Consider the following 26,396-nt stretch of genomic DNA (forward strand, 5'->3'; position numbering starts at 1 on the left):
TGACCCATGACCAGCGAACTGATCGAGACCCTGTGGCGTCAGTTCGGCGTCGAGGCCGCCGAGCATTTCGACCTGCTGGAAAAGCTGTTGTCCGCCAGTCCCGGCGATGGACCCGAAGCGGAGCGGATCGCCGCCCTGTTCCGCTCCTTCCATTCGCTGAAGGGGGCCGCCCGCGCCATGGACCTCTTTGCGATGGAGGCTGTGGCGCATCGCGCTGAAACCGTCCTCGGCCGGGTCCGCAGCGGCGCGTTGGCGCTGACGGAGGAGGTCGCCGCCCCGCTGCTGGAGGCGCTTGACGCGCTCCGCTGCCTTGCCGACTCCGGCATGCGCGACCGCCGCGACGGGCAGGCGCCCGGCGACCTGCTGGCGCGGCTCGACACGCTGGGCGGTGCGATGGCGGTCGCCAAGCCCGCCCCCGTTCCGCCGCCCCCCCCGCCGGTGCGCCTGCATGAGAATGAGCGGATGCTCGGCCTGTTCGTCGGGCTGCTGCATGACGGGATGGCGACGCTCACCCGCGCGCTCGATCTCGACAGCCTGGACGAAGAGGGTCTTCGCAGCGTCGACGACACCGCCGACCGGCTGGAACTGGCCTGCGAGCGGCTGAACTTCCTGCCCTTCGCCGACACGTTGCGCCGGTTCCGGGAAGCGCTGGCTGCCCGTGACGCCGACGCCATCCTGCGCGAGCTTCAGGCCGTCGCCACAGCGAGTGACCGCATCGGGCGGCTGACCGGCAAGGATGCCGGTGCTGTGATCCTGGCAACCCTGCTGGCCGATCACAACGCCCAGATCCTTGCCCAGGGCGGCGCCCGTGCCGATGCGTTGCTGGCCGATTCTGCGGCACTGGCCGACGCGTCCGTCGCGGCTGAACTTGCCGGGTTGCTCGACCGCATGGCGGCGACGCTGGACATCGTCCGGTTGCCGCGCGGCTCCGCCCTGCTGCGGGTGCTGGCCGACGTGATGCGCCGTACTCCCGCCACCGACCATCCCGACTGGCCGGTCCTGATGGCCGACGCCCGCACCATGCTTGCCGATCTGGCGGTGAGGGTTGCGCGCGATCCGGCCGAGGATCTGGACGTCGACGAAGTGGACAGTCTTGAAGCCCGTCTGCGCGCCTTCGTCGATGCCGTTTCCGCCGAGCGGGAAGCCGGGGAGGCGCGCCGTCCGCTGACGGCCGGCGATCTGGCGGAACTCGGGCTCGATCTTGGCCTGCTGCGTTTCCTGTCGCCCGACAGCACCGCCGACCTGCGCGCCGCCATCGCCGATCCGGAAATGAGGCTCTATGAGGTCACCGCCTTTCTGGAGACCTCGCCGGAGGTCGCGTCCGGCTTCGTCCAGTGGATGGGCAGCAAGGTGCGCGCCATCACCAACTGGCCGGAATTCATCGACGGCAAGACCTGGCTGCGTGTGCTGATCGCCTCCCCGCAGGAGCTTCCCGCCCTGGCGGACGCGCTGGCCGGCATCGATCCCGGCGGCGGATTCCTGCGCATCCGCGCCTGCGCGCCGTCCGACCCGACCGGGGGTGGCGGAGAGCCGCTCACAACCGACGTGCCGGTCCTGGCCGACGCGCCATCCCTGCCCGCGGTGCAGTCCGCCGGTGCGCCGGTGGCGACCGCTGCTCCGCCGCCGCCTGCCGCCCCATCCACCCGTTCGACGACGACCGCCGCTGGAGGCGTGTTGCGCGTGCCCGGCGAGGTGATCGACCGCTTCATGGCCCGCATCGACGGGATGGTCCTGCTGTCCGGTGACCTCAACGCCACGGCCAATGATCTGCGGCTGGAGACGGCACTCGCCGCCTTGACCGAGCGGCTGGGTGCCGGCGACCCCGATTTGCGTGTCCTGCGCGAGGCGGTCGAGCATCACCGCCGCGACCTGCTCGATCTCGACACGCAACTCAGCCGCTCCGTCGACCGGCTGCGCGAGGCGGCGCTGGACCTGCGTGTCGTTCCCATCGAATCCCTGTTCAACCAGTTTCCCCGCGTCGTGCGCGAACTGGCGCGCGGGCAAGGCAAGTCGGTCCGCTTCGCCACCGAGGGCGGCGAGGTCCGCATCGACAAGAGCATGGTGGAGATGCTCTACGATCCGCTGATGCACATGGTGCGCAACGCGATCGACCATGGCATCGAGCCGGCCGCCGACCGCGAGGCGATGGGCAAGCCGGCCCAGGCCACGCTTTCCCTGCGCGCCATCCAGCGCAACAGCCGCGTCGTGGTCGAGATCGTCGACGACGGCCGCGGCATCGCGACGGAGGCGGTGCGTGCCAAGGCGGTACGCCAGGGTCTGATTGGCGAGGAGGACAGCCTGCACCTATCGCCCGATGCGGTGCGAGAATTCATCTTCGCCCCCGGTTTCTCCACCGCCGACACGGTGACCGAGACGTCCGGCCGCGGCGTCGGCATGGATGTGGTGCGCACCGCTATCACCCGGCTGGGCGGCAGCATCGCCATCCGCACGCGGGAAGGGGCGGGCACCGCCTTCGCCATCGACCTGCCGCTGTCGGCGGCGATCCTGCGCACGCTGCTGGTCCAGGTCGACGATCAGGTGCTGGCGATCCCCGACCGTTTCGTCGAGGAGGTCTGCGGCTTCACTGCCGACGATTTCCACCGCGTGTCCGGCTGCTGGACCGTCATGCGCCGCAAACGGGTGCTGCCGGTGGTCCGCCTCGCCGATGCGCTGGGATTTCCCGCCGAGGGGGAATGGCCACCGTCCGGTCCCGGACAGCGCCTTGTCGTCGTGCTGCGCCAGGGCCGCCGCCGCATCGGTCTGGAGATCGACAAGCTGCTGCGCCGTGGCGACCTGTTCGTCCGTGAAAGCCATCCCGGGCTTGCCGAGGTGCCCGGCGTCGGCGGCGTCTCGCTGCTGAACGACGGCCGCATCGTCATCATTCTGGACGGCGATGAACTTTATCGCCTCGCCGCGCTGGCCCAGCGGCGGGAGGCCGATATCCCGGCCTGATACACCCTGTCGGCTCGGCCGGTTCATGAAGGGAAATTCATGGTTGAGTCAGGTTGGGGACAGGGCGGACGGGCTAATGTCCTTCTTGTGACGCGGTCGGGCCAGCCCCCCTGAAACACCGGCCCGTCACAGTTGAGCGTCTTCTTATCTGGTGTCTCTTCCCGATGGTTCCCTGCCATCGGACCTGACCGTCCGGTTCTCCCGTTTGCCTCCGGACGGCACCTATCGGCGGAGCGCGTCCAAGCCAATTTCCTGGCCGACGTTGCCCCCCACCATAGGCCCCCTGGCCTTGGGTGCGCTCCGCCGTCCCTTCTTTCCCCCGCCTTTTCCCCGATGCCGTTCAGCAGCCTTGACGCCGCTAGGTCCGCCCGGCTTTCTGGTGGCCGTCGAAGGCTTTCCCGGTAGCGACCCGCCCGTGCGTCCCGCCATCCTGTTTCCGCTGTTCAAACCGGTCACGGCACTTCCCGGCCTCGGTCCCCGCCTGGGCAAGCTGGTGGAGAAGCTGGCTGGCGCCCATGTGGTCGATCTGCTGTGGCATCTGCCCTGCGGCGTGGTCGACCGCCGCTTCTCGCCGAAGATCGCGCAGGCGCCGCATGGGCGCATCGCCACCCTGACCGTGCGCATCGATTCGCACGCGCCGCCGGTGAACCCGCGGCATCCCTACAAAATCCGCTGCACCGACGAGACCGGCGTGCTGGAACTGGTCTATTTCCATGTCCGCGGCGACTGGCTGTCGAAACAGATCCCCGCAGGCACCACCATGGTGGTTTCCGGCAAGGTGGAGTGGTTCAACGACACCGCCCAGATCACCCATCCCGACGCCGTCGTCCCGGTCGACGCGAAGGAAGAGCTGGAACTGGTCGAGCCGGTCTACCCGATGACCGCCGGCCTGCCGGCCAAGACGCTGCGCAAGGCGGTGCGCGCCGCACTGAACGATGTCCCGCCGCTCGACGAATGGCAGGACCCGGCATGGCTGGCCCGCCGCCAGTGGCCGACCTGGGCCGAGGCGCTGAAGCGCGCCCACACGCCGGAGGATGAGGGCGACCTCGCCGCCACCGCGCCCATCCGCTGCCGCCTCGCCTATGACGAGCTGCTGGCGAACCAACTGGCTCTGATGCTGGTGCGCGCCAGCCAGCGCCGGCTGGCCGGACGGTCGACCCAGGGCGACGGCAGCCTTCGCCGCGCCGCGCTGGCGGCGCTGCCCTTCTCCCTGACCGGCTCGCAGGCTGGGTCGCTGGAGGAGATCTATGCCGACATGGCCGCCGAACGGCGGATGCTGCGGCTTCTCCAGGGCGATGTCGGCAGCGGCAAGACCGTGGTCGCCCTGATGGCGATGCTGAACGCGGTGGAGACCGGCGCCCAGGCCGCCCTGATGGCACCCACGGAAATCCTCGCCCGCCAGCATGCCGAGAGCCTGGCGCCGCTGTGCAAGGCGGCCGGTGTCGAGATCGGGCTGCTGACCGGGCGCGACAAGGGTAAGGCGCGCCAAGCGGTACTCGAGCGGCTGGCGTCCGGCGAGCTGCCGTTGCTGGTCGGCACCCATGCCCTGTTCCAGGAGGATGTCGCCTTCAAGGATCTGGCGCTGGCGGTGATCGACGAGCAGCACCGCTTCGGCGTCCACCAGCGCCTGCAACTGTCGGCCAAGGGGCGGGCGGTCGATGTGCTGGTGATGACCGCCACCCCGATCCCGCGCACGTTGACCCTGACCGCCTATGGCGACATGGACGTGTCGCGCCTGACTGAGAAGCCGGCCGGCCGCAAGCCGGTGCAGACCGTCACCATCGCGTTGGACCGGCTGGAGGAGGTCGTCCACGGCATCCAGCGCAAGGTGACGGAGGGCGCACGCGTCTACTGGGTTTGCCCGCTGGTGGACGAATCCGAGCAGAGCGACCTTGCCGCCGCGACCGAGCGCCATGCCTTCCTGCGCGCCACCTTCGGCGACCGCGTCGGGCTGGTTCACGGCAAGATGCGCGGGCCGGACAAGGATGCGGTGATGGCCGCCTTCGCCGAGGGCAGCCTGGACGTGCTGGTCGCCACCACGGTGATCGAGGTCGGCGTGAACGTGCCGGAAGCGACGGTGATGGTGATCGAGCACGCCGAACGCTTCGGTCTTGCCCAGCTCCACCAGCTGCGCGGTCGGGTTGGCCGTGGCGAGAAGCCGTCGAGCTGCCTGCTGATGTTCGAGTCGAACCTGACGGAGACGGCGCGCGCGCGGCTGAAGACACTGCGCGACACCGAGGACGGCTTCGTCATCGCGGAAGAGGATTTGCGCCTACGCGGTGCCGGCGAGGTTCTGGGCACCCGCCAGTCGGGCCTGCCGGGCTTCCGGATGGCCGACCTCGCGGTGCATGGCGACCTGCTGGCGGTGGCGCGCGACGATGCCCGCCTTGTGGTGGAGCGCGACCCCGACCTCGCCAGCCCGCGCGGACAGGCGCTGCGGACCCTGCTCTACCTTTTCGAACGCGATGCGGCGGCCAAGACCTTGCGGTCGGGCTGATCGCCGTCCCGATCCTCATCATCCGGTTCGGCCGGCGATTCCACCAGGGTGGGGCGGCGATCGGGCGGGACGACGATGCCGCCGGACATCACCAGTTTCAGCCCATCCTCGACGGTCATGTTGAGCACGGTCACGTCGCGTCGCGGCACCATCGCCAGATAGCCGGCGGTGGGCGGCGCGCAGGGGATGAAGACATTGACGATGTCGTCGGCTTCGCCGGCCAGCTTCACCTGCACCTCGGGGTGGGCGCTGCCGGTGATGAAGCCCAGCGACCACACGCCGGGGCGCGGATACTGGATCGCCACCACCTCGCGGAAGGCATTCGACTTCTTGGCCAGCACCGTCTCGAAGATCTGCTTCACCCCGCCATAAACGGAGCGGACGACCGGCATCCGTCCGACCACCCCTTCGCCGACGCCCAGAACCAGCCGGCCGACATAACCGGCGGCGAAGGCGCCGATCAGGGTGACGGCAATGATGACCACCAGAACGCCGATGCCGGGGATCGAGAAGGGCAGATAGTTTTCCGGATTGTAGACGCTGGGGATCAGCGGCCGGATATAGCCGTCGATCAGCGAGACGAACCACCAGGCGATATAGACGGTGATGGCTATAGGGGCCGTTACCAGGATGCCGGCCAAAAAATAGGCCCGCAGGCGCCCCATCAACCCGATGCCTTCGCGGCGATGCCGCGCCGGCTCCCCCGTATGGCCTTTCGCCTGGGGCTTGCCCTGGGCTTTCGGGTCGGCCTTCACCTCGGCCTTCGGTTCAGTCTGATCTCCGCTCACGCCTGCCCATCCGCCCATCGTCCATCCGCGCCATAGTGGGGCAAGCGCGGTCCGCTCTCAACTGCCGCGTAAGGGGACGCGGGAATTGGGAAAAGGTCAGCCGACCAGCGAGCTCGCGATCACTGACAGCAGCGTGACGGCCCCGGCGATGGCGGCGCCGTCGACATGGTTGGGGAAAGCGCGCCAGAACTCGTCCTTCGAGACCGGTTCCGGTGCGTCGTATTCGTCCATCGACAGGCCGGCGGCGAGGCTGCCGCAGGTGTGGTCGGCGATGGCGCCCGACAGATGCGCCATGGCGACGGCGAGATAGCAGAACTTCACGAAATCCAGCAGGAAGCCCAGCGTGCTGTTCGCCTCGCCCAGCGGGCTGGCGGTGAAGCCGGTGGCGGCGACCGTGCTCGCCATGGCGATGGCCGCCGCGAAGGGGATCAGGGCGACCGACAGCAGCCGTTGCCGGTCGATGCGGCGGGCGGTGGGCACGGGGAACAGGCTCGGCATGGTCGGCGCTCCGGACAACGAGGGGACTGGCGAATGGGAAATTCGGCGAGGCGTCACCCCCTTCTGCGCGCTCGGCGTTAACGGAGGGTTGACACCGGCCAATGGTCACAGCGCCTTCCACCTTTGCGCAGGTCACGCTATCCTTCGGGGCAACATACAGTCCGGGGCGAAGCCGGAATCTTCCGTGCCACAGACCGATATGACGAAACCAGAATGACAAAACCCGACAGCCCGGCCGATGGGCTGGCCGAGGCATCCGCCGCCAGCCTGGACCGCATCGAGCTGCTTCGCCCGCTGTCCGCCGACCAGCGCGCCGCGGTGGCGCGCCAATGCCGCTGGCGCCGCTTCGCTCCCGACGAGCAGTTGATCGACCATTGGGCCGACACCCGCGACGTCGCTTTCGTGGTCGAAGGGCGGGTGCGGGTGCTCAGCCATTCGGCCGGTGGGCGCGAAATCAGCTTCAATGACATCGAGGCGGGGGAACTGGTGGGGGAGATGTCGGCGCTGGACGGCCGTCCGCGGTCCGCGTCGGTGGTGGCGCTGGGGGAGGGCGCCTTGGTCGCCTTCCTGCCGGCGAAGCCTTTCCAGGCGCTGGTGACCGCCCATCCGGAACTGGCGATGGCGACGATGCTGCGGCTGTGCGACAAGCTGCGCGGCGCCACCGACCGCATCATGGAACTGTCGACGCTCGGCGCCAACAACCGCGTTCATGCCGAACTGCTGCGCCTCGCCAAGCGTGGTTCGCGCCAGGGTGCGTCGGCGATCATCGCGCCGATCCCCGTTCATTCCGACATCGCCGCCCGCGTCAGCACCACGCGGGAAACCGTCGCCCGCGTGCTGAGCGACCTGGCCCGCGACGGGATGCTGGAACGCCGTCCCGACGCGCTGGTGGTGCGCGACCTGTCACGGCTGGAAATGCTGGTCGAGGATGTCCGCGGCGGCGCCTGAGCGCGCCGGCAGGGAAGCGTACCCTGAAACGGACCCTTAAAAAGAAAAGGCCGCGGCAACCCGTATGGTCGGGCCGTGCCGCGGTCGCCTTTCAAACCCTCAAGACTTTTTTTGCTTTTGTTCCGCGATCAGCGGTGCAGCGACCGGACCAGGATCGCCACCGGGGTGGCCATGGCCCATTCGGTCAGGAACGCGGCGACCGGACGCAGCAGGATCGCCGCGGGGGTGGCTTCGAACCAGTCCGAGGCGAAATCGCGGACCGGATGCTGGGACCGGGTGTCGCCATGGATGCCATGATCGCCATGATGAAGGCTGAGGATGCTCATGATCGTCTCCGTCGGCTGGAAATGTCGGAAGGGGTGGCGGGGTGTCAGCGCTTCAGCAGGCCGAGCAGGTAACCGGCCGGGGTGGCGGCAACCCATTCACGCAGGAAGGCGCCGACCGGACGCAGGACCAGATAGGCCGGGGTGGCTTCGAACCAGGCCACCGGGAATTCGGCGACGGCGTGCAGGGCATCGGTCGAAGCGTGGTGTTCGGTGCCGGGCTGGAAAGTGGTGGTGGTCATTGTCGTCTCCATCGGGCTGTTGAGGAGACTATATACTGGTATACCCAATGCCAAATACGCTGCCTTTGCATTGCTGGTTGCTGCAAAAATTACAGCTATACAGAGGTTTCCTTTGGCAAATCGTCATTGGATAAATCAATCAGTATCTCAAACTATAAACCCATGGCGACGCCGTTCGGACTGCTCCCCCGCGCCCGCCGGATGTTCGGCCGACCAACCAACATCTTGACAGTGCTGCCGGAAAAAACGACTTCAGGGTGATGGTTCAGTATATCGGCCCCGATCCGCTCCGCAGTCTCTACGACGCCGTCCAGACGATGCGGCGCGAACCGTCCGCCATTCCCGAGACCTCCCGCACCGGAAAGCTGCTGGCCCAAGGCCGCGCCCGCATGGCACGCAAGGTGGGAGAGGAGGCGATCGAGGTGGCGATCGAGGCGATGCGCGGCGACCGCAGCGCGCTGGTGATGGAGGCGGCGGACCTGCTGTACAATCTGGTGGTCCTGCTGGCCGACCTGGATATCGCCCCCGACGAGATCCTGGCGGAGCTGCGGCGGCGCGAACTGGCCTACGGCATAGCCGAAAAGCTGCCGAAATCGGACGACCCCATCAACGGTGTCGCCGCCAGCCATGACAAGCCGCTTCCCCCCAAGTCCAATTCCGACAGGTCCAATTCCGACAAACCCAATCAGGCCAAACGCTGCAAGCGCTAGGCGGGGTCCGCCTCCTGCGGGAAGGCCAGATCGAACCGCGTGCCCGCGCCCCTGGCGAAATGGTATTCGCCGTGGATTTGCCGGGTGAAGGCCCGGATCAGATCCATGCCCATCGACCGCCGTCCGGGCGGGGCGGCATCCTCCGGTTCCGGCGCGCCGGTGCCGTCATCCTCGATGGTCAGGTGCAGCGATCCGTCTTCCGCCTTCACCGCGATATCGATGGTGCCGGAGCAGCGGCCTGTGAAGGCATGCTTGTAGGCGTTCGATACCACCTCGTTCAGGATCAGGGCGAAGGGCACCACACGGTTCAGGTCGAGGCTGACGGGCTCGACCCGGTGCCTGATGACGATGGTCCGGCCGGGGCGGCGGTGGAAGCTGTTGAGGTGCCCGGCCAGCGCCTCGACGAAATTGTCGAGCCGGACCGCCGACACGCCGGTCGACCGGTAGATCTGCTCGTGGATCAGCCCCATCGTGTTGATGCGGGTCAGGGCTTCGCTGAACGGCGCTTCCAGTTCAGGCGACCGTTGCGCCTGCAACTCCAACAGGCTGAGAATGACCTGCAGGTTGTTCTTCACCCGGTGGTGAATGTCACGCAGCAGCACTTCCTTGTCGGCAAGCGCCTGATCGAGATGGCGGGTGCGCTCGGCGATGCGGCCCTCCAGCGCTTCGTTGGCGCGGCGCAGCGCCTTCTGCGCATTGACCGCCTGCCGCGACCGGTGCAACGCGATGCCGCCCAGCAGGCCCAGCAGACCGAGCGCCGGGAAGGCCGTCAGCACATAGGGCAACACCCGGTCGCGCCAGGCCGCCTCGATGGAGGCCACATCGGTGCCATAGACCACGTAGACGGGCAGGTCGGGCACCTTGCGGCGGGCCAGCAACCGCTCGATTCCGTCGGAGGGCGTGACCGCGCGGAAGATGCCGTTCCTGTCGGGGGCGGAGATCAGTTCCGGGAAATGGCCAATGGCGGCGCTGTCCTGCGGCGCGATCATCGGGTTGCGGACCAGCACCTCGCCATCCTCGCGCATCAGCAGGATCACATCGCGGGACCCATGCAGGACCGAACGGTAGAAGTCGGTGAAATAGCTGGGAAGCAGCGAGATCTGCGCCACACCCTGGAACCGGTGGTCAGGCAGTTCCATCCGGCGGCTCAGGGTGAAGACGACGTCCGATACGATCTTGCCGTTCAGCCGTGGGCCGATGTAAAGCATCGTGCCGGGATTCAGGTGGGCGCGGAAATACTCGCGGTCTCCCGCGTTCAGCGGGCGCATCGGCCATTCGTAGCTGCTGGCGCGAACCCGCCCGGTCTCGTCGGTGATCCAATAGGACTGGACCTCCGGCGATTGCGCAGCCATCGCCTTCAGCCGCTCGAACAGCAGGGGGGTGCCGTCGATCCGGTCCCAGCCCAGGTCGTCCACCATCCATTCCATGTGCGACAGGGTGGAGGCATGGATGCCCAGCGTCCTCGCCGCATGTTCCTCAAGGACGCGGGCGATGGCGATGCTGCGGTTCTCCGCCTCGGAGATCACCTGGCTGCGGTACTGGTAGGCCGAGAACACCAGCAGGGCGGCGGTGAGGCCCAGCGACACCGCCAGCAATGCGCCCACAGCCAGGGACGCTGCCTTGCGCCCCTCCTGTTCCGCATCCCGGCTTCCTGCGGCATGTGAGTCCTGTTCGAGGCCAGCAGGGGTCATCGGGGCGAGGTGGTCCTTCTGCAAAGGGGATAGGCAGGGCGCGAGAATAGCTCAAGCGTTGCATTCCGTCATCCGACAACCATGTCGGGTTAAATATCTATACTATTTCCCTGAATGGTGGGCGTCGCCTTCCCTTTTGTCCAATCCGGAATGCAGCCCTGGGACTTTGGCCGAGGGAGCATCCCCGCAGCATGGGAAAGGGAATCCTTCATCCTCTCTCCCGGTGGGCAGCCTTCCCGTGATCAGTGTTGCACCCGCTCCGTCCTTTGCACAGCTTCCGTTGTGTGTGGACGCAATGAACTCTTGCGAAACATTGACGAACCGACACGGCGCTGTTCGCTCATATGCGACAAATTGAAACGAATGCTGCCAATTCGTCCGATCGGACTTGGAGCCGGCACCGTACGGTGGTTCCATTGTGCTGTGGTGAGGGCGGTCATGCGCAGTGGTGTGGGGGTGGCGGATGATGGGGATGGACGGTGGGCTGGACGACGAGCTGCTGTTCGGCCCGGAAGACGGCGCCGTGACCGTGGCAACGCCCCAGCGGCCGTGCGGGCTGCCCTGGCCCGTTCTGGTGGTGGACGACGATCCCCAGGTCCATGCCATGACCGCGGTTCTGCTGCGCGACTTCGATTTCGACGGACGCCCGTTCGAGGTGGTGAGCGCACTGTCGGCGGAGGAGGCGAAGGCGGTCCTCGCCCAGCGGCCGGACCTGCCCATTGCCCTGCTCGATGTGGTGATGGAGACGGAGGATGCCGGCCTGAAGCTGGTACGCTACATCAGGGAGGAGCTGGGCAACCACCGCATGCGCATCATCCTGCGCACAGGCCAGCCTGGACAGGCGCCGGAACGCGACGTCATCGTCGGCTATGACATCAACGATTACAAAGCCAAGAGCGAGCTGACCGCCCAGCGTCTTTTCACCACCCTGGTCAGCGCGTTGCGCGCCTGGCGCGACATCGTGACGATCGAGCGCAACAGGCAGGGGCTGGAGCGGATCCTCAGCGCGTCGGCTCCGCTGTTCGAGATGCGGCCGATGCGCAGCTTCGTCGAACGGCTGGCGGAGCAGATCGCCCGCGTTGTCGATCACGGCGCCGCGCCGGCGGTGCTGGCCTGCCGGCCGGTAGCGCGTGCCGACGGCAGCCTGACCGTCGAAATCGTCGCCGGGCTGGGCCCGTTCGCCGGCAGCATCGGCATGCCGGTCGGCGATGTCCTGTCCGCCGCCGCCGCCGGGGAGGTGGCAAATGCGCTCGCCACCCAATCCAATCTCTACCGCGACGACCATTGCGTCCTGGTTTTCCGCACGCGCGAGCATGGCGTGACCATCTTCCGGCTGGAACGGACGGAGCCCTATATCGCCGACGAGCACCGTCTGCTGGAGCTGTTCTGCAACCGCGTCGCCATCGGGTTCGACAATGTCTGCCTGTATGAGGAGCTGATGGCGCTGAACCGCTCGCTGGAACAGCGGGTGGAGGATCGCACGCTGGAACTGGCCGCCAACCAGAAGGCGCTGATCCTGGCGAAGGAACGGGTGGAACGGGCGCTGGAGCGCGAACTGCTGGCGCGCGACCAGCAGCGCCAGTTCCTGGGCATGGTCAGCCACGAATTCCGCACGCCGCTCGCCATCATCGACAGCGCCGCCCAACTGCTGGCGATGCGGGCCGGGCAGGTGGAGCCGGAGATGCTGGAACGGCTGGCGGTGATCCGCGGCAGCGTGCAGCGCCTGACCGGCCTGATCGACTCCCATCTGACCGACGAGCGGCTGCAGAGCAATGCCCTCGTCGTGGAGCGGGCCGAGATCGACCTTCCGGATCTGATCCGCACGGTCGTCCAGCCATTCCGCGTCGCCTACCCCGACCGCGAATTCCGGCTGACCCTGGACCGTTTGCCGCGGCGGGCGGAAATCGATGCCAACCTGATCGGTCTGGTGATCAGCAATCTGGTCAACAACGCCCTCAAATATTCCGGACCGGGTGGGCCGATCCTCCTCAGCGGCGACACCGACGGCGCCATGGCGGTGATCGAGGTGACGGACCATGGCCGCGGCATTCCCGAGGTGGAGCTTCCGCGCCTGTTCGACCGTTTCTTCCGCGGGGCGGGCGCTTCCGGAGTGCCGGGCACCGGCATCGGGCTGCACACCGTCCAGCAGATCGCCCTACTGCATGGCGGCGCGGTCGCCGTCGACAGCATGCTGGGGAAGGGATCGACCTTCCGGGTCGTGGTGCCGGTGTGATGCAGCGCGACGTCGCGGCTGTCCCCATGTTGCCTCTCCGAAAGTCTATGGTCCTTTGTCATAGGAGGTGACATAGTCGGGCGGAACCCTGGTACCGGTGGAACGTCAGGCCACAGCGATGCTCGCCCAGCAATATGCGTCGATTAAGCGCGATCTCGACGACAAGGGGATCGTGTTCTCTTTCAGCGGATATTTGTCGGAGGGGATACTTTACTCCCTGGGTGAGGCTCTGCGCGAGAAGCTGGCCTTGGAGGCGGCCGACGGGCCGACCATCCGCCGCGTCTTCTCGGTCTTCGTCGAGCAGATGCAGAACATCATCCGCTATTCGGCGGAGAAGTTGTCCGGCACTGCCGGCCGCGCGGTGGAACTCAGCGCCGGAATGGTCACCATCGGCATGGAGCGCGGCAAGGTCTTCATCGTCTGCGGCAACACCGTGCGCAACAGCGAGGTGCCCCGCCTGAAGGAGCGGCTGGACCATCTGAAGAGCCTGGATCGCGACGGTATCAAGACCTACTACCGCGAGCAGCTTCGCGAGGAACCGGACGACAGCAGCCGCGGCGCTACGTTGGGATTGATCGAGATCGCCCGGCGTGCCAGCGATCCCATCGATTACGATTTCAACGCGATGGACGCCGACCGCAGCTTCTTCTGCCTCAAGGTCAGCGTATGAAGGTCCGAGCCGAGAACCACGCGATGGACTGCCTGACCATTCCCGCCACCGGACGGACGCCGGGCGTGTCGTTCGACTTCGCCAACGGTCATTTGCGGATGACCGGCGAGTCCTATCCCGACGATGTCGCGGCCTTCTTCGGCCCGGTGTTCGAGGCGCTGCGCGGCTTCCTCGACGATCCCGACGGCGGTCCCATCCGCTTCGACATGGAGCTCCTCTATTTCAACAGCTCCAGTGCCAAGGCTCTGATGAACATATTCCAGATGCTTGAGACGGTGGCCAAGGGCGGGCGGCCGGTGACGCTGACATGGTGCGTCGAGGAGAATGACGAGTCCATGCGCGAACTGGGCGAGGATTTTGCGGAGGATTTGCGGCACGTCGTCTTCCAGATGCGGGAGATGCCCGCCGGCGGCCCGCCATGAGCTTCAATCTCTTCGCCGCGGAGGAGGAGGCCCTCGCCAAGGCCCGCGCTCTGGAGACGAGGCTGGGCGCGCTGGCGCCGGACTGCCTGCCCGAATTCCGCGACCTGATCGCCGCCTTCGAACTCAGCACGCGGGAGCAACAGCGGCTCGTGCGGGTCAGCGACCGGTTGCAGGGCCAATTGAACGACGCCATCCACGAGCTGGACCGCCAGCGCAGCGAGGCGGAGGCGGCACTCGATCACCTGCGCGAGGCGCAGGAGGCGATGGTCCAGTCGGAGAAGCTGGCGTCGCTCGGCGCGCTGGTCGCCGGCGTCGCCCATGAGATCAACACGCCGGTCGGCATCGCCGTCTCCTGCGCCTCGCATCTGGCCGACGCCACCCAGGCGATGCGCCGGCGGGCAGACGGCGGGACCTTGGGCAAGGCGGAGTTCGCCCGCTATCTCGCCACGGCGGTCGACACCACCGACCTGATTCTCGGCAATTGCGAAAGGGCGTCGCAGTTGATCGCCGGCTTCAAGCAGGTGGCGGTGGACCGCGCCAGCGCTGTGCGACGCACCGTCAATCTCGCCGCCTATATCCAGGATACGCTGGTCAGCCTTCAGCCCAAATTCCGGCCATCGGGCCATGCGGTGGCGGTCTATTGTCCCGCCGACTTGGAACTGGACAGCTATCCCGGCGTGCTGTCGCAGATTTTGTCGAATCTGGTGATGAATGCGCTGACCCATGCCTTCGTCGACGGGCAGCCAGGGGGGATGGCGATCACGGTGGATTGTCCGGACGCCGACACCGTCCGCATGTGCTTCGCCGACAATGGCCGCGGCATGAGCGAGGAGCACAGCGCCCGGGTGTTCGAGCCCTTCTTCACCACCAGGCGCGGTCGCGGCGGCAGCGGGCTTGGGCTCCACATCGTCCACAATCTGGTGGCCGGCGTTCTGATGGGCTCGATCACGGTGTGCAGCGCGCCCGACCTTGGCACCAGTTTCACCCTGCAGTTCCCCCGCCGGACGCCCGACCGCGACCTGCCGGTCGAGGCTCTGACGATGTAGAACAGGGACTCAGCCCTGGCCCGTCCCAACCACCCGGATCGGAGCGGAGAACACGTAACCGACGCCATGCACCGACTTCAGCGGGGCAGGACCGCCGATGGCGCCCTCCACCTTGTGGCGCAGGCGGCCGACGACGGTGTCGATGGAGCGGTCTTCCGGGTTCCAGCGGCGATTGTACAAAGCCTGGGAGATCTGGTCACGGGTCGCCGGCTTGCGTGCCTGGGTGGCGAGCAGGCTGGTCAGCTTCATCTCCATGCTGGTCAGGCTGATGCGGATGCCGGCAGGATTGGTAAGGCTCCATTCCGTCGGGTCCAGCGACCAGCGCGCCTCGTCCGCCCCGTCGATGGCGGCTTCGCCGGACGCCGTGCCGTTGGCGGACTGGGCGGCCGATTCCGCGGCGCGCTCGCTCAGCCGCCGCAGCAGCGACTTCACCTGCGCCTCCAGTTCGCGCAGCTCGACCGGCTTCACCAGATAGGCGTCGGCGCCGATCTCCAGCCCGACGATGCGGTCGACCGTCGAGCTGCGGGCGGTGACCATGATGATGCCGGCGCCATGATGGTCACGCAGCCGGGCCGCGATCTTGAACCCGTCCTCGTCCGGCAGATTCACATCCAGGATGACGATGGCGGCGGTGCGGGTCTGCAACAGCCGGTCCAGTTCCGTCCCGTCGCGTGCGCCGATGGCATCGAATCCGCAGCTCGACAGATACTCCACCATGTCGGACCGCAAGGAATTCTCATCTTCGACCACGACGATCGTCGGACCGGCCATGCCGTGTTCTCCCTATCACCACTCCAGCGGGTGCAACATACCCTGGAATGCCTAAATTTTAAAACAAACTTGAGAGGTAGTCGCTGCTCCTGCTGCGCCTGCGTCACAACCCGTCACAATATATGACATGTCTGTAACAGATTCGCACAATCGGTCCAGGACTTTTACGCCGCCCGGCGGCCGGACCCTGTGCCGGAAATGGCGACTGCGTCCGTCAGCCGCACACGGAAACCGAACAGGGTGATGTCGTCACGCTGTTCGCGGCCGCACTGGAACCGGTCGAGCGAGCTTTCCACATCGGTCTTCAGCCGGTCGAGTGGGCTGTGGGCGCCTTGGCTCAGCAGCTCGTGCAGCCTGATCCGGCCGAAGCTGCGTCCGCGCTCCCCGCCATTCTGGTCGACCAGACCGTCGGTGCCCATCAGGAAGGTCTGGCCGGGCCGCAGGGCAATGCTCTGGTTGGTGAAGGGCGACTCGGCGCCATACCCGACCGGCTCGCTGCCGGTCGTGCGAAAAGCGCTTGGACGATAGCCCAGGCTGCGGCGGTCGCCCCTCAGTTCCGTCAGGCTGCCGTCGGCGACGACCAGCAGCGGGATACGGGCACCGGCGAAGACCAGTTTGCCCTCGGCCGGCCGGATGTGGCACAGCCCCAGGTCGAGGCCGTTGTCGAAGCAAGCGGCTCCGCCGCGCGCTTCCTCCTCCTGGTGCAGGGCGGCGCGGACCTTGCGGTCGACGGCGGCAAGCACCGCGGCCGGGTCTGCTGCGCCAAGCTGGTCCAGCACATTGTTGAGGATCGCGCTGGCGGTCATGGTCATGAAGGCGCCGGGGACGCCATGCCCGGTGCAGTCGGCCACAGCGACCACGAATCCGTCCTCGACCTCGCGGCAGACATAGAAGTCGCCGCTGACCACGTCGCGCGGGCGCCACAGAACGAAATGTTCGGTCAATCCCGCCGACAGCGTGCCGGCGGACGGCAGGATGGCCGACTGGATCAGCTGGGCGTAGTTGATGCTGTCCATGATGGCGCGGTTGATGGCGGCCAGCGCCTCGGTCCGGTCGCGGACCCGGCTTTCCAGGGTGCTGGTGTGATCCTGCACCGTTGCCGCCATCCGGTTGAAGCCATCGGCAAGCACACCGATCTCATCGCTCCGCCCGGCATCCATGCGGGCGCCGTACTCTCCGCGGGCCATGGCGCTGGCCAACTGCGTCAGGCGGCGCAACGGGCGCAGCACCATCCGGTTCAGCGTCAGCCCCAGCGCCGCCATCGCCCCCAGCAGCGACAGCAGAAGCAGCCCGGCGACCGGGATCAGCGCATCCAGCGTGGCTTGCCGCACCTCGGCCGTCGAATAGGCGATGCGCAGATGCCCGACCGTCTGCACGCGCCCTTCGCGCCCGTGCAGAAGGATGGGGCGTTCGACGGTGACGATGCCGTTGGCATCCTCGGTCTTTTCTGCGGTTTTTCCGGCGATTTCTCCGACCGCGGTCCGTGCCAGCGGTTGCTTCCGGTCCGTCTCGAAGACGGCGATGGAGCGGATCGCCGGATCGCGGGCGGTCAGCGCCTCGATCATGCGCTGGGCGCTGCGGTTGTCCATTTCCCAGACAAAGCCGCTGAGCGCGTCGGCCTGGGTGGCGGCGACCAGCTCGGCCCGCCGCAGCAGATCCTGATGGCGCTGTCCCTCGACGATCTGCTCCGACAGCAGCATCGCGATGGTGCCGATGCTTGCCGTCGTCAGCAGGATGGCACCGGCCACCCGTGCAAGCAGGGAGGATTGCCGGTTCAAGACGAAATCCCGCTGCGCCGCCACAGCGCTTCCAGCCGCCCGTCCGCCTCCAGACGGTCGAGCAGCCCGTTGAGCCAGCCGGTGGTGAGCGCCGCGCCCTGCCGGATCAGGATGGTGTGCTCGTAAATCTGATCGGTGCGGTCGGAGACCAGGACCTGCCGGGCAAGCTCCGGCTCACGCTGAAGGAAGCGGGTCAGGAAGGATCGGGTGACGATGGCCAGGTCGGCCCGCCCGGCGACGACGCTGCGGACGTTGCCTTCATGCGTCACCGTGACGCGGGTGCGGTAGCGTTGCTCCAGCCGCTTGGGGTCGGCATCGAAGCCGGCGAAGGCATAGTGATAGCCGAGCCGTCCGAGGATCGTCTTTCCGCCCAGGTCGTCGAAATATCGCTGGTCGATTCCCGGTGTCGCCCTGGCGATGAACACCTCCGCATCTCGCAGAAAGGGGCGGGTGGCATCCACCGGGCGGTCCTGCCAGCCCCAATTGCGGCTTTCGAAGGCGATCATGTCGAACCGGCCCTGATCCAGATCCTCGTACCGGCGCTGCGGGGCGGTCCTGACCATCTCGAACCGGAATTCACCCTGCGCGCCGTTCAGCAGCTCCAGCAGGTCGCGCGTGATTCCGCCGCCGGTTTCGTCGACATAGGGCGGGAACTCATAGGCGCCGACCTGGATGACCGTGGCCGATGCGCGTGCCGGGACTGGCCGGAGCCCAAGGAGCGGAAAGGTGCAGAGAAGGGGCAAGGCGGTTGCAAGAACCGTCCGGCGGGATATCGGTCCCGACATTGCGCCCCTCTCGTGCCATCTCGAACAGATCAGGATCAGTCTACCCCGGTATGCACTCACGCCGCAATGCAGGACATTTCCTTGTCAAGTCCCGGGAAGACAGTCTCCCCGGTCCGGTAACTTCCTCTCAAGGTCTCAAGCCGCCTCGGTGGCCCTTTCCGTCTGGGCATCGGCCAGCGCGGCGATCTCGCCGCCGGTCAGGGTCTCGCGCTCCAGCAGGGCCTGGGCGATGCCGTCCAGGGCGGCGCGGTCGGTGCGCAGCAGCCGGCGGGCATGCTCCATGCCTTCGTCGGTGATGCGCCGGACCTCCTCGTCGATGCGCCAGGCCGTCCGTTCGGACCGGGCTCCCGGCTCCGCCGCCGCATGGGCGACATAACCGATCTCCTCGCTCATCCCCCAGGCGGTGACCATCCGCCGCGCCAGATCGGTGGCGGCGCGGAAGTCGGCCTCGGCCCCGGTGGTGACCTGATCGGCGCCGAAGGCGATCTCCTCCGCGGCGCGGCCGGCCATGGCGACGGCGATGTCGGCCATCAGCTTGGCGCGCGAGACCGACACGCGGTCGCCCTCCGGAAGCCTCACCACCATGCCCAGCGCGCCGCCGCGCGGGATGATGGTGGCTTTATGGATCGGGTCGGCCTGCGGGCAGCGCAGCGACACCAGCGCGTGCCCCGCTTCATGCACCGCGATCAGCCGGCGCTCGTGGGCCGTCAGGGCGAGGCTGCGGCGCTCTGTGCCCATCAGCACACGGTCCTTGGCGGCCTCGTAATCGGCCATGGTGACGATGACGCGGCCCTGGCGCGCCGCCGACAGCGCCGCCTCGTTGGTCAGGTTGGCGAGTTCGGCGCCGGAGAAGCCCGGCGTACCGCGCGCCACCGTGCGGGCGCAGACGTCGGGGGCCAGCGTCAGACGCCCGGCATGGACGCCCAGAATGGCCTCACGCCCGGCAACGTCGGGCAGGCTGACATGGATATGGCGGTCGAAGCGGCCGGGGCGCAGCACGGCGGGGTCCAGCATCTCCGACCGGTTGGTGGCGGCGATCACCACCACCTCGCCGCCCTCCACGATGCCGTCCATCTCCACCAAGAGCTGGTTCAGCGTCTGCTCGCGTTCCGAATGGCTGGTCGACTCGCCCCGCTTGCCGGCCAGCGCGTCGATCTCGTCGATGAACAGGATGCAGGGGGCGTTGGCGCGGGCGGTCTTGAACAGGCTGCGCACGCGGGCTGCACCCAGCCCGACGAACATCTCGACGAAGTCCGATCCCGACGCGGCGAAGAAGGGGACGCCGGCCTCGCCCGCCGCCGCCTTGGCCAGCATGGTCTTGCCGGTGCCGGGAGGGCCGACCAGCAGGATGCCTTTCGGCACACGCGCACCGGCCATGGCGAAGCGGCGCGGATCCTTCAGGAACTGCACCGTTTCGCGCAGCTCCTCCTTGGCCTCGTCCACGCCCGCCACGTCGGCGAAGACGGTCTTGGTGTCCTCCGGCCGCACGCGGGTGGCTCGGCCCATGCCGAAGAACTGCCCGCCGCTCATCAGCAGCCCGCCGATCAGCATGGCCACCACCACGAAGGGAGCGGCACGGTCCAGCACGCCCACCGTCTGCGCCATCAGCCCGCCGGGGCCCTCGTCGAAGGCGATGGCGACCTTGTGGGCGCGCATCTCCTTCAGCAGATCGTCGGTCACCGGCATGACGACACGGTAACGGCTGCCGTCCGTGCCGACCGCATGGCCGGTACCGTTGGCAAAGGTGATCGAACCGAGTTCGCCGCGCCCGGCCTGTTCGATCAGCGCGCTGTAGGTGGCCGGCCGTTCATCCGCCCGCTGGTGGTGATCGTACCAGGCGGCGAAGCCGAGCCACGCGGCAAGCAGGGCGGCCAGGACTGCAAGTGCGATCAACGGGCGTTTCGGCAGCGTGGGCATGTCGGCTCCGCAAAGGGAAAAGGACTGGCTTTCGATCTATGCCATTGATGCTGGAGGGCAGGGCATGACGGCAACCGATAAGGCCCCGCGTCCCTTCTTTGACACCGTAAGCGGTGCGTTTCCGGAATGGCTCCTTTCGGATTCTACGGAGATCTCAAGCGGTTGCCGATAGGCTTCTCTTCGGACAGTATGGTCCTCCAACCAAAGTGCACCGCCCGAACGATAAGGACCACACCGACATGGCCGAGGCCGCCGCCGCGGCGCCCGCCCTCCAGCTGGAAGGCGTGACCTGCACCTTTCCCTCACCCGACGGCCGGGGACGTTCCTACACTGCCGTCCAGGGTGCCAGCTTCACCGTCGCCGATGGGGAGTTCGTGTCGATCGTCGGCCCGACCGGCAGTGGCAAGTCGACGATGCTCAACGTCGCCGCCGGCCTGCTGAAGCCCAGCGAGGGCCGCGCGCTCTCCTTCGGGCAGCCGGTGACCGGCATCAATCCCAAGGCCGGCTACATGTTCCAGGCCGAGGCGCTGATGCCCTGGAAGTCGGCGCTCGACAATGTCGCCGCCGGGCTGGAGTTCCGCGGCGTGTCGAAGGCGGAGGCGCGGGAGCGCGCGCTGCCCTGGCTGTCGCGCGTCGGGCTGGAGGGGTTCGGCGACCGCTTCCCGCACCAGCTCTCCGGCGGAATGCGCAAGCGGGTGGCCCTGGCGCAGACGCTGATCGTCGATCCGAAGATCATCCTGATGGACGAGCCCTTCTCTGCGCTCGACGTCCAGACCCGCCAGATGATGGAGAACGAGCTGCTCGACCTATGGGCGGCCGACCGCAAGTCAGTGGTTTTCATCACCCACGACCTGGAGGAGGCCATCGCCATGTCCGACCGGGTGCTGGTGCTGTCGGCCGGTCCGGGATCGCGCCTGATCGGCGAGTACCGCATCGACCTCGACCGTCCGCGCGACGTGGCGGAAATCCGCATGACCCCGCAGTTCCTCGCCTTGCACCAGGAGATCTGGGCGCAGCTGCGCGACGAGGTGCTGAAGGGCTACGCCCAGACCAAGCTGCGGTGACGACATCATGAGATCCCACGCCAAACGCCTGCCCAGCCGTCCGGTCATCCTGCTGCTTCAGCTGGGCGTCCTGATCGCCTTCTTCCTGATCTGGCACCTCCTGACCGACACCAAAATCCTCAGTCCCTTCTTCTTCGGCACGCCGGGGGCGGTGCTGGCCCGCACCTGGGCCGACTTCGCCTCGGGCGTCATCTGGTACCATCTCGGCATCACGCTGCTGGAGACCGCACTGGCCTTCATCATCGGCACGGTGGCCGGCATCGCCTTCGGCTTCTGGTTCGCCCGTGCGCCGTTGGTCTCCGTCGTCTTCGACCCCTACATCAAGGCGGTCAACGCGCTGCCCCGCGTGGTGCTGGCGCCGATCTTCGCGCTGTGGCTCGGGCTCGGCATCTGGTCGAAGGTGGCGCTGGGGGTGACGCTGGTCTTCTTCATCGTCTTCTTCAACGTCTACCAGGGCGTGAAGGAGGTCAGCCCGGTGGTGCTGGCAAACGCCCGCATGCTGGGCGCCAGCTCCCGCGACCTGTTCCGCCACGTCTATCTGCCCTCGGCCCTGTCCTGGGTCTTCTCCTCGCTGCACACCGCCGTCGGCTTCGCCATGGTTGGTGCCGTGGTCGGCGAGTATCTGGGCTCCGCCGCCGGGCTCGGCTACCGCATCCATCAGGCGGAAGGCGTGTTCGACACGGTCGGCGTCTTCTCCGGCATGCTGGTGCTGACGATCTTCGTCGTCCTGATCGACGCCGCCGTCACCATGATCGAGAAGCGGCTTCTGCACTGGCGCCCGCAGGACACCGGCGGCGGGCAGCACTGAAATCCAATAGGGAAATTCAAAAGGGAGGGAACCAATGACGCTCAAATCGCTGATCGCGGCCGCCGCGGTCGCCCTGACCATGGGAACATTGACTCTGGGAACGTCCGGCTTGGCCGCAGCTCAGGGCAAGCTTGAGAAGACCGACATCAAGATCGCGGTCGGCGGCAAGCCGCTGCTCTATTACCTGCCGCTGACGCTGGCCGAACGGCTCGGCTACTTCAAGGATGCCGGGCTGAACGTCGAGGTCAGCGACTTCGGCGGTGGGGCCAAGAGCCTCCAGGCCCTGGTCGGCGGTTCCGCCGATGTCGTGACCGGCGCCTACGACCACACCATCCAGATGCAGGCCAAGGGCCAGCCCATCGTCGCGGTGACCCAGCTCGGCCGCTATCCCGGCATTGTGCTGGCGTCGGTCAACAAGTCCGGCACCGTCAAGTCGGTGCAGGATCTGAAGGGCAAGAAGGTCGGCGTCACCGCCCCCGGCTCCTCGACCAACTTCATGCTGAACCATGTGCTGACTTCGCTCGGCTTGAAGCCTGAGGATGCCTCGGTCATCGGCGTCGGCGGCGGCCCCAGCGCCATCGCGGCGATCAAGCGCGGCGAGATCGACGCCATCGTCAATCTGGACCCTGTGATCAGCCAGGCCCAGGCCGACGGCGACATCACCATCCTGGCCGACACCCGGACCGAGAAGGGCACGATGGACGTCTATGGCGGCCCCTATCCCGCCGCCGTGCTCTACATGAAGCCGGACTTCATCAAGGAGAACCCGAAGACCACCCAGGCGCTGGCCGACGTCTTCGTCCGCACCATGCTGTGGCTGAACAAGGCCAGCACCGACGACGTGCTGAAGGTCCTGCCGGAGGAGTATTTCCTGGGCAACAAGTCACTCTACGCCCAGGCCTTCGAGCATTCCAAGCCGACCTACTCGCCGGACGGCCGCTTCACCCAGGAGGGTGCCGACGCCGCCCTGAAGGTGCTGAAGGCCTTCGACCCGGCGGTGGCGTCCGCCAGCATCGACCTGTCCAAGACCTACACCAACCAGTATGTCGAGGATGCGCTGAAGCGCCTGCAGAAGTGAGCCTCCGGGCTCGCTTCGGAATACCCATAGAAAAAGTGTGGGCGCGGCATTCTGTCGCGCCCTTTTTTGTGCTGCACCGCCGTTAGACTGGACGAAATCGGTCCTGATTGCTCCCCGGATCAGGACTGCCCATCCAGCAGCGGAGTGTCCCATGGCCGAAGTGATTTTCTACGGACTGGCGGGTTGCCCGGCGAACGCCAGGCAGAAGCAGCAGCTGGCCGCCGCCGGCCACCGGCTGGTCGAACGCGACCTTGCCACCGCCGACCTGACAACCGACGACCTGCGCGCCTTCTTCGGCGACAAGGAGGTCGACGCCTGGTTCAACCGCCGCGCCGCAGCGGTGAAGTCCGGTGCCGTGACGCCCGGCGCCCTCGACGAATCCGCCGCGCTGGCGGCGATGCTGGCCGACCGCGACCTGATCCGCCGTCCGCTGATCCAGGTCGGCGACCGCCGCGAGGCCGGCTTCGACCCCACCACGCTCCACGCCTGGATCGGCCTGACTTCCGGCGAAAGCTGCGACGACAAGCATGCCCGCGGCCAGTGCGACCACGGCCACCAGCATTTCGTCAAGGCGCCGGCTGCCTGAGGCGCCTTACTCCGGCGGCACCTCGCGCGGCTTGCGGTCTTCGCCGATGGCGACATAGGTGAAGACGCCCTCCGTCACCTTGATCGGGTCGGAGCCCGACCGTTCGCGGCGCACCCAGGTCTCGATGCGGACGCGCAGCGAGGTGCGGCCTACCTTCTCGATCCGGGCGAAGCAGCTGACCTCGTCGCCGACGAAGACCGGCTTGTGGAAGGTCATCGCCTCGATCCCAACGGTGGCGACGCGGCCATGGCTGCGCCGCACCGCCACCGTACCGCCGGCCAAATCCATCTGTGCCAGCAGCCATCCGCCGAAGATGTCGCCGTTCGGATTGGTGTCCGCCGGCATCGCAATGGCCCGCAGGGCAGGGCCGTTGTCGAAGTCGTATGCGTCCGCTGCGCTCATGCTTCCTCCGGCGTCAAAAAATTTTTGCCCACCAAACCATGTGGCGACGCAGTATAAGCGGCCCAGGATGCGCTTGCGCACCCCTGACGAAATTCCTATCATCCCGTCATGAGCGATCTTTTCGAGAACACGGCCCCCAAGGCCGACAGCTATTCCGCCCAGGATATCGAGGTTCTGGAGGGGCTGGAGCCTGTCCGGCGCCGGCCGGGCATGTATATCGGCGGCACCGACGACCGCGCGCTGCACCATCTGGTGGCCGAGGTCCTGGACAATGCCATGGACGAGGCGGTGGCCGGACATGCCAGCCGAATCGACCTGGAGCTGACCGCCGACTATACGGTTATGGTGCGCGACAACGGTCGCGGCATCCCCATCGACGACCATCCAAAATATCCGGGCAAGTCGGCGCTGGAGGTCATCATGACCACGCTGCACTCCGGCGGCAAATTCTCCAACAAGGTCTACCAGACCTCGGGCGGCCTGCACGGCGTCGGCCTGTCGGTGGTGAACGCCCTGTCGGACCGGCTGACCGTCGAGATCGCCCGCGAAAAGCAGCTCTACGTCCAGGAGTACAGCCGCGGCCTGCCGCAGGGGCCACTGGCCCATCGCGGCAACGTCAATCGGCGCGGCACCACCATCCGTTTCCACGCCGATCCGGAAATCTTCGGCGAGACCGCTCATTTCGAACCGCACCGGCTGTACCGGTTGGCCCGCTCCAAGGCCTATCTCTACCGCGGCGTGGAAATCCGCTGGAGCTGCGATCCGGCCCTGCTGTCGGTCGACGCCACCACGCCCGCGTCGGAAACGCTGCATTTCCCCGGCGGGCTTCAGGATTACCTGAACGCCGCGCTGAAGGACCGCAAGACCCTGACGCGCTTGCCCTTCGCCGGCGCGCTTGATTTCCCCAACGGCCAGGGCCGGGTGGAATGGGCGGTGGCGTGGCCCGACGATGACGAAGGCTTCTCGCACACCTACTGCAACACCGTGCCGACCCCGCAGGGCGGCACGCACGAAGCCGGCCTGCGCACCGCGCTGACCCGCGGCCTGAAGGTCTATGGCGAGCTCACCAGCAACAAGCGCGCCGGGCAGGTCACCGCCGACGATGTGATGGGCGACGCCTGCGTCCTGCTGTCCGTCTTCATCCGCGAACCGCATTTCCAGGGCCAGACCAAGGAAAAGCTGGTGACGGCGGAGGCCCAGCGCCTCGTCGAGACCGCGGTGAAGGACCATTTCGACCATTGGCTGTCCGGCGATCCGCAGAGCGCCAACGGTCTGCTGGAACGGCTGATCGAAAAGGCCGAGGAGCGGGCGCGGCGCAAGCAGTCCAAGGAGATGACGCGCAAATCGGCCACCCGCCGGCTGCGCCTGCCCGGCAAGCTGGCCGACTGCTCGCGGAATTCCCCCGAGGGCACCGAGCTGTTCCTGGTGGAGGGTGACTCGGCCGGCGGCTCCGCCAAGCAGGCCCGCCAGCGCGAGACCCAGGCGATCCTGCCGCTCCGCGGCAAGATCCTGAACGTCGCCAGCGCGTCGGTCGACAAGATGAAGGCCAATCAGGAGCTGAACGACCTGACCCAGGCGCTCGGCTGCGGGATCGGCAAGGATTTTTCGACCGACAAGCTGCGCTACGAGCGGGTCATCATCATGACCGATGCCGATGTCGACGGCGCCCACATCGCCTCGCTGTTGATGACTTTCTTCTACCGCGAGATGCCGGGGCTGATCCAGGAGGGCCACCTCTACCTTGCCCTGCCGCCGCTCTACCGTCTCAGCCACGGCAACAAGCAGGTCTACGCCCGCGACGACGCCCACAAGGACGAGCTGCTGTCCAAGATGTTCAAGGGCAAGAAGCCCGACATCAGCCGCTTCAAAGGGCTGGGCGAGATGATGCCGGCCCAGCTGCGCGACACGACGATGGACCCGTCCAAGCGCTCGCTGCTGCGCGTGGTCGTCCCCAACGCCGCCGACCCGGAGGAAAAGCCGGAATGCGAGCGCACGCGGTCGCTGGTGGAGGATCTGATGGGCAAGCGTCCGGAACTGCGCTTCAAGTTCATCCAGGACAATGCGAAGTTCGTGAAGGCCGACGACATCGACGTGTGACGGGGGGAGGGTGCCCCCCGCCTTTCGGCCGTTCGGCGAGGGGCAGTCGAGATCCGTTGCCCAACGGCCGCCTTCCAAGCTGCGTGATCC

General features: G+C 67.1%; 23 protein-coding genes. 13 read left to right on the forward strand and 10 right to left on the reverse strand.

The features are described 5' to 3' along the window. Positions 1–6 precede the first annotated feature (6 nt). Both GBZ48_RS03600 and recG read left to right on the forward strand, forming a co-directional pair. Positions 7–2,952, forward strand: a complete 2,946-nt coding sequence (locus GBZ48_RS03600) for a chemotaxis protein CheA (protein WP_174469767.1) — start codon at positions 7–9, stop codon at positions 2,950–2,952. A 415-nt stretch (positions 2,953–3,367) separates the two neighbouring features. Beyond that, positions 3,368–5,449, forward strand: a complete 2,082-nt coding sequence (gene recG, locus GBZ48_RS03605) for an ATP-dependent DNA helicase RecG (RefSeq protein WP_174469768.1) — start codon at positions 3,368–3,370, stop codon at positions 5,447–5,449. On the opposite strand, the gene GBZ48_RS03610 is transcribed toward recG, so the two are convergent. Both GBZ48_RS03610 and GBZ48_RS03615 read right to left on the reverse strand, forming a co-directional pair. Beyond that, positions 5,401–6,237, reverse strand: coding sequence for a DUF502 domain-containing protein (locus tag GBZ48_RS03610; protein ID WP_343049196.1), 837 nt, complete (start codon positions 6,235–6,237; stop codon positions 5,401–5,403). The two genes, recG and GBZ48_RS03610, sit on opposite strands and share 49 nt — an antisense overlap. Positions 6,238–6,333: 96 nt before the next feature. Further along, a complete protein-coding gene (locus GBZ48_RS03615) occupies positions 6,334–6,735 on the reverse strand; it encodes a hypothetical protein (RefSeq protein ID WP_174469770.1) in 402 nt (133 codons plus the stop codon). 213 nt (positions 6,736–6,948) lie between these two features. Here GBZ48_RS03615 and GBZ48_RS03620 point away from each other — a divergent pair, with 213 nt between their 5' ends. Beyond that, positions 6,949–7,683, forward strand: coding sequence for a Crp/Fnr family transcriptional regulator (locus GBZ48_RS03620; protein ID WP_174469771.1), 735 nt, complete (start codon positions 6,949–6,951; stop codon positions 7,681–7,683). A 128-nt stretch (positions 7,684–7,811) separates the two neighbouring features. Here GBZ48_RS03620 and GBZ48_RS03625 read toward each other — a convergent pair whose 3' ends face one another. After that, the gene (locus GBZ48_RS03625) at positions 7,812–8,009 is read right to left on the reverse strand and encodes a hypothetical protein (protein ID WP_174469772.1); all 198 of its coding nucleotides are present in this window, start codon (positions 8,007–8,009) and stop codon (positions 7,812–7,814) included. A 44-nt stretch (positions 8,010–8,053) separates the two neighbouring features. Then, entirely contained in the window at positions 8,054–8,248 is a 195-nt protein-coding gene (locus GBZ48_RS03630; protein WP_246306958.1) for a hypothetical protein, read from the reverse strand. Positions 8,249–8,508: 260 nt separating this feature from the next. Here GBZ48_RS03630 and hisE point away from each other — a divergent pair, with 260 nt between their 5' ends. Next, positions 8,509–8,958 (forward strand): phosphoribosyl-ATP diphosphatase, encoded by a 450-nt coding sequence (gene hisE / locus GBZ48_RS03635; protein WP_246306959.1) that lies wholly within the window; start codon positions 8,509–8,511, stop codon positions 8,956–8,958. Here the strand turns inward: hisE and GBZ48_RS03640 are convergent. Continuing rightward, complete coding sequence (locus tag GBZ48_RS03640; RefSeq protein ID WP_174469774.1) at positions 8,955–10,649, reverse strand: sensor histidine kinase; 1,695 nt, start codon at positions 10,647–10,649, stop codon at positions 8,955–8,957. The two genes, hisE and GBZ48_RS03640, sit on opposite strands and share 4 nt — an antisense overlap. Positions 10,650–11,112: 463 nt before the next feature. Here GBZ48_RS03640 and GBZ48_RS03645 point away from each other — a divergent pair, with 463 nt between their 5' ends. From GBZ48_RS03645 to GBZ48_RS03660, 4 genes are all read left to right on the forward strand, one after another. Next, entirely contained in the window at positions 11,113–12,882 is a 1,770-nt protein-coding gene (locus GBZ48_RS03645; RefSeq protein ID WP_174469775.1) for a hybrid sensor histidine kinase/response regulator, read from the forward strand. A gap of 118 nt (positions 12,883–13,000) precedes the next feature. After that, on the forward strand, positions 13,001–13,552 hold the full coding sequence (locus GBZ48_RS03650; RefSeq protein WP_174469776.1) for a SiaB family protein kinase: 552 nt from the start codon (positions 13,001–13,003) through the stop codon (positions 13,550–13,552). After that, complete coding sequence (locus GBZ48_RS03655) at positions 13,549–13,974, forward strand: DUF1987 domain-containing protein (RefSeq protein ID WP_343049200.1); 426 nt, start codon at positions 13,549–13,551, stop codon at positions 13,972–13,974. The genes GBZ48_RS03650 and GBZ48_RS03655 overlap by 4 nt, the downstream gene beginning before the upstream one ends. Continuing rightward, positions 13,971–15,020, forward strand: a complete 1,050-nt coding sequence (locus GBZ48_RS03660; RefSeq protein WP_174469777.1) for a sensor histidine kinase — start codon at positions 13,971–13,973, stop codon at positions 15,018–15,020. Before GBZ48_RS03655 ends, GBZ48_RS03660 begins: the two co-directional genes overlap by 4 nt. A gap of 9 nt (positions 15,021–15,029) precedes the next feature. Here the strand turns inward: GBZ48_RS03660 and GBZ48_RS03665 are convergent, their stop codons facing one another. From GBZ48_RS03665 to ftsH, 4 genes are all read right to left on the reverse strand, one after another. Further along, entirely contained in the window at positions 15,030–15,791 is a 762-nt protein-coding gene (locus GBZ48_RS03665; protein WP_174469778.1) for a response regulator transcription factor, read from the reverse strand. Between the two features lie 164 nt (positions 15,792–15,955). Continuing rightward, positions 15,956–17,569, reverse strand: coding sequence for a SpoIIE family protein phosphatase (locus GBZ48_RS03670; protein ID WP_174469779.1), 1,614 nt, complete (start codon positions 17,567–17,569; stop codon positions 15,956–15,958). Then, on the reverse strand, positions 17,566–18,354 hold the full coding sequence (locus GBZ48_RS03675; RefSeq protein ID WP_174469780.1) for a substrate-binding periplasmic protein: 789 nt from the start codon (positions 18,352–18,354) through the stop codon (positions 17,566–17,568). Before GBZ48_RS03675 ends, GBZ48_RS03670 begins: the two co-directional genes overlap by 4 nt. Before the next feature lie 135 nt (positions 18,355–18,489). Then, positions 18,490–20,271: an ATP-dependent zinc metalloprotease FtsH gene (gene ftsH, locus GBZ48_RS03680; RefSeq protein ID WP_174469781.1), complete on the reverse strand. Its 1,782-nt coding sequence runs from the start codon at positions 20,269–20,271 to the stop codon at positions 18,490–18,492. 239 nt (positions 20,272–20,510) lie between these two features. On the opposite strand from ftsH, the gene GBZ48_RS03685 reads away from it, so the two are divergent. The 4 genes from GBZ48_RS03685 (at position 20,511) to GBZ48_RS03700 (ending at position 23,807) form a co-directional block, all read left to right on the forward strand. Further along, positions 20,511–21,335, forward strand: a complete 825-nt coding sequence (locus GBZ48_RS03685; protein WP_109085600.1) for an ABC transporter ATP-binding protein — start codon at positions 20,511–20,513, stop codon at positions 21,333–21,335. 7 nt (positions 21,336–21,342) lie between these two features. Next, positions 21,343–22,143, forward strand: a complete 801-nt coding sequence (locus GBZ48_RS03690; RefSeq protein ID WP_174469782.1) for an ABC transporter permease — start codon at positions 21,343–21,345, stop codon at positions 22,141–22,143. A gap of 34 nt (positions 22,144–22,177) precedes the next feature. Beyond that, positions 22,178–23,221 (forward strand): ABC transporter substrate-binding protein, encoded by a 1,044-nt coding sequence (locus GBZ48_RS03695; protein ID WP_174469783.1) that lies wholly within the window; start codon positions 22,178–22,180, stop codon positions 23,219–23,221. A 151-nt stretch (positions 23,222–23,372) separates the two neighbouring features. Beyond that, a complete protein-coding gene (locus tag GBZ48_RS03700) occupies positions 23,373–23,807 on the forward strand; it encodes an ArsC/Spx/MgsR family protein (protein ID WP_174469784.1) in 435 nt (144 codons plus the stop codon). Between the two features lie 6 nt (positions 23,808–23,813). Here GBZ48_RS03700 and GBZ48_RS03705 read toward each other — a convergent pair whose 3' ends face one another. Further along, positions 23,814–24,209 (reverse strand): acyl-CoA thioesterase, encoded by a 396-nt coding sequence (locus tag GBZ48_RS03705; RefSeq protein ID WP_014247936.1) that lies wholly within the window; start codon positions 24,207–24,209, stop codon positions 23,814–23,816. 108 nt (positions 24,210–24,317) lie between these two features. Here GBZ48_RS03705 and parE point away from each other — a divergent pair, with 108 nt between their 5' ends. Then, positions 24,318–26,306 (forward strand): DNA topoisomerase IV subunit B, encoded by a 1,989-nt coding sequence (parE, locus tag GBZ48_RS03710; protein ID WP_174469785.1) that lies wholly within the window; start codon positions 24,318–24,320, stop codon positions 26,304–26,306. Positions 26,307–26,396: the final 90 nt, after the last annotated feature.

The sequence above is a fragment of the Azospirillum melinis genome (assembly GCF_013340935.1).
GTDB classification, from domain to species: Bacteria; Pseudomonadota; Alphaproteobacteria; order Azospirillales; family Azospirillaceae; genus Azospirillum; species Azospirillum melinis.

Bases quoted from the DNA above. Each gene is read 5' to 3' on its own strand.
- GBZ48_RS03600 (WP_174469767.1), top strand. From the start codon at position 7: ATGACCAGCGAACTGATCGAGACCCTGTGGCGTCAGTTCGGCGTCGAG.
- GBZ48_RS03615 (WP_174469770.1), bottom strand. From the start codon at position 6,735: ATGCCGAGCCTGTTCCCCGTGCCCACCGCCCGCCGCATCGACCGGCAA.
- GBZ48_RS03620 (WP_174469771.1), top strand. From the start codon at position 6,949: ATGACAAAACCCGACAGCCCGGCCGATGGGCTGGCCGAGGCATCCGCC.
- GBZ48_RS03625 (WP_174469772.1), bottom strand. From the start codon at position 8,009: ATGAGCATCCTCAGCCTTCATCATGGCGATCATGGCATCCATGGCGAC.
- GBZ48_RS03630 (WP_246306958.1), bottom strand. From the start codon at position 8,248: ATGACCACCACCACTTTCCAGCCCGGCACCGAACACCACGCTTCGACC.
- hisE (WP_246306959.1), top strand. From the start codon at position 8,509: ATGGTTCAGTATATCGGCCCCGATCCGCTCCGCAGTCTCTACGACGCC.
- GBZ48_RS03640 (WP_174469774.1), bottom strand. From the start codon at position 10,649: ATGACCCCTGCTGGCCTCGAACAGGACTCACATGCCGCAGGAAGCCGG.
- GBZ48_RS03645 (WP_174469775.1), top strand. From the start codon at position 11,113: ATGATGGGGATGGACGGTGGGCTGGACGACGAGCTGCTGTTCGGCCCG.
- GBZ48_RS03650 (WP_174469776.1), top strand. From the start codon at position 13,001: ATGCTCGCCCAGCAATATGCGTCGATTAAGCGCGATCTCGACGACAAG.
- GBZ48_RS03655 (WP_343049200.1), top strand. From the start codon at position 13,549: ATGAAGGTCCGAGCCGAGAACCACGCGATGGACTGCCTGACCATTCCC.
- GBZ48_RS03660 (WP_174469777.1), top strand. From the start codon at position 13,971: ATGAGCTTCAATCTCTTCGCCGCGGAGGAGGAGGCCCTCGCCAAGGCC.
- GBZ48_RS03665 (WP_174469778.1), bottom strand. From the start codon at position 15,791: ATGGCCGGTCCGACGATCGTCGTGGTCGAAGATGAGAATTCCTTGCGG.
- GBZ48_RS03675 (WP_174469780.1), bottom strand. From the start codon at position 18,354: ATGTCGGGACCGATATCCCGCCGGACGGTTCTTGCAACCGCCTTGCCC.
- ftsH (WP_174469781.1), bottom strand. From the start codon at position 20,271: ATGCCCACGCTGCCGAAACGCCCGTTGATCGCACTTGCAGTCCTGGCC.
- GBZ48_RS03685 (WP_109085600.1), top strand. From the start codon at position 20,511: ATGGCCGAGGCCGCCGCCGCGGCGCCCGCCCTCCAGCTGGAAGGCGTG.
- GBZ48_RS03690 (WP_174469782.1), top strand. From the start codon at position 21,343: ATGAGATCCCACGCCAAACGCCTGCCCAGCCGTCCGGTCATCCTGCTG.
- GBZ48_RS03695 (WP_174469783.1), top strand. From the start codon at position 22,178: ATGACGCTCAAATCGCTGATCGCGGCCGCCGCGGTCGCCCTGACCATG.
- GBZ48_RS03700 (WP_174469784.1), top strand. From the start codon at position 23,373: ATGGCCGAAGTGATTTTCTACGGACTGGCGGGTTGCCCGGCGAACGCC.
- GBZ48_RS03705 (WP_014247936.1), bottom strand. From the start codon at position 24,209: ATGAGCGCAGCGGACGCATACGACTTCGACAACGGCCCTGCCCTGCGG.
- parE (WP_174469785.1), top strand. From the start codon at position 24,318: ATGAGCGATCTTTTCGAGAACACGGCCCCCAAGGCCGACAGCTATTCC.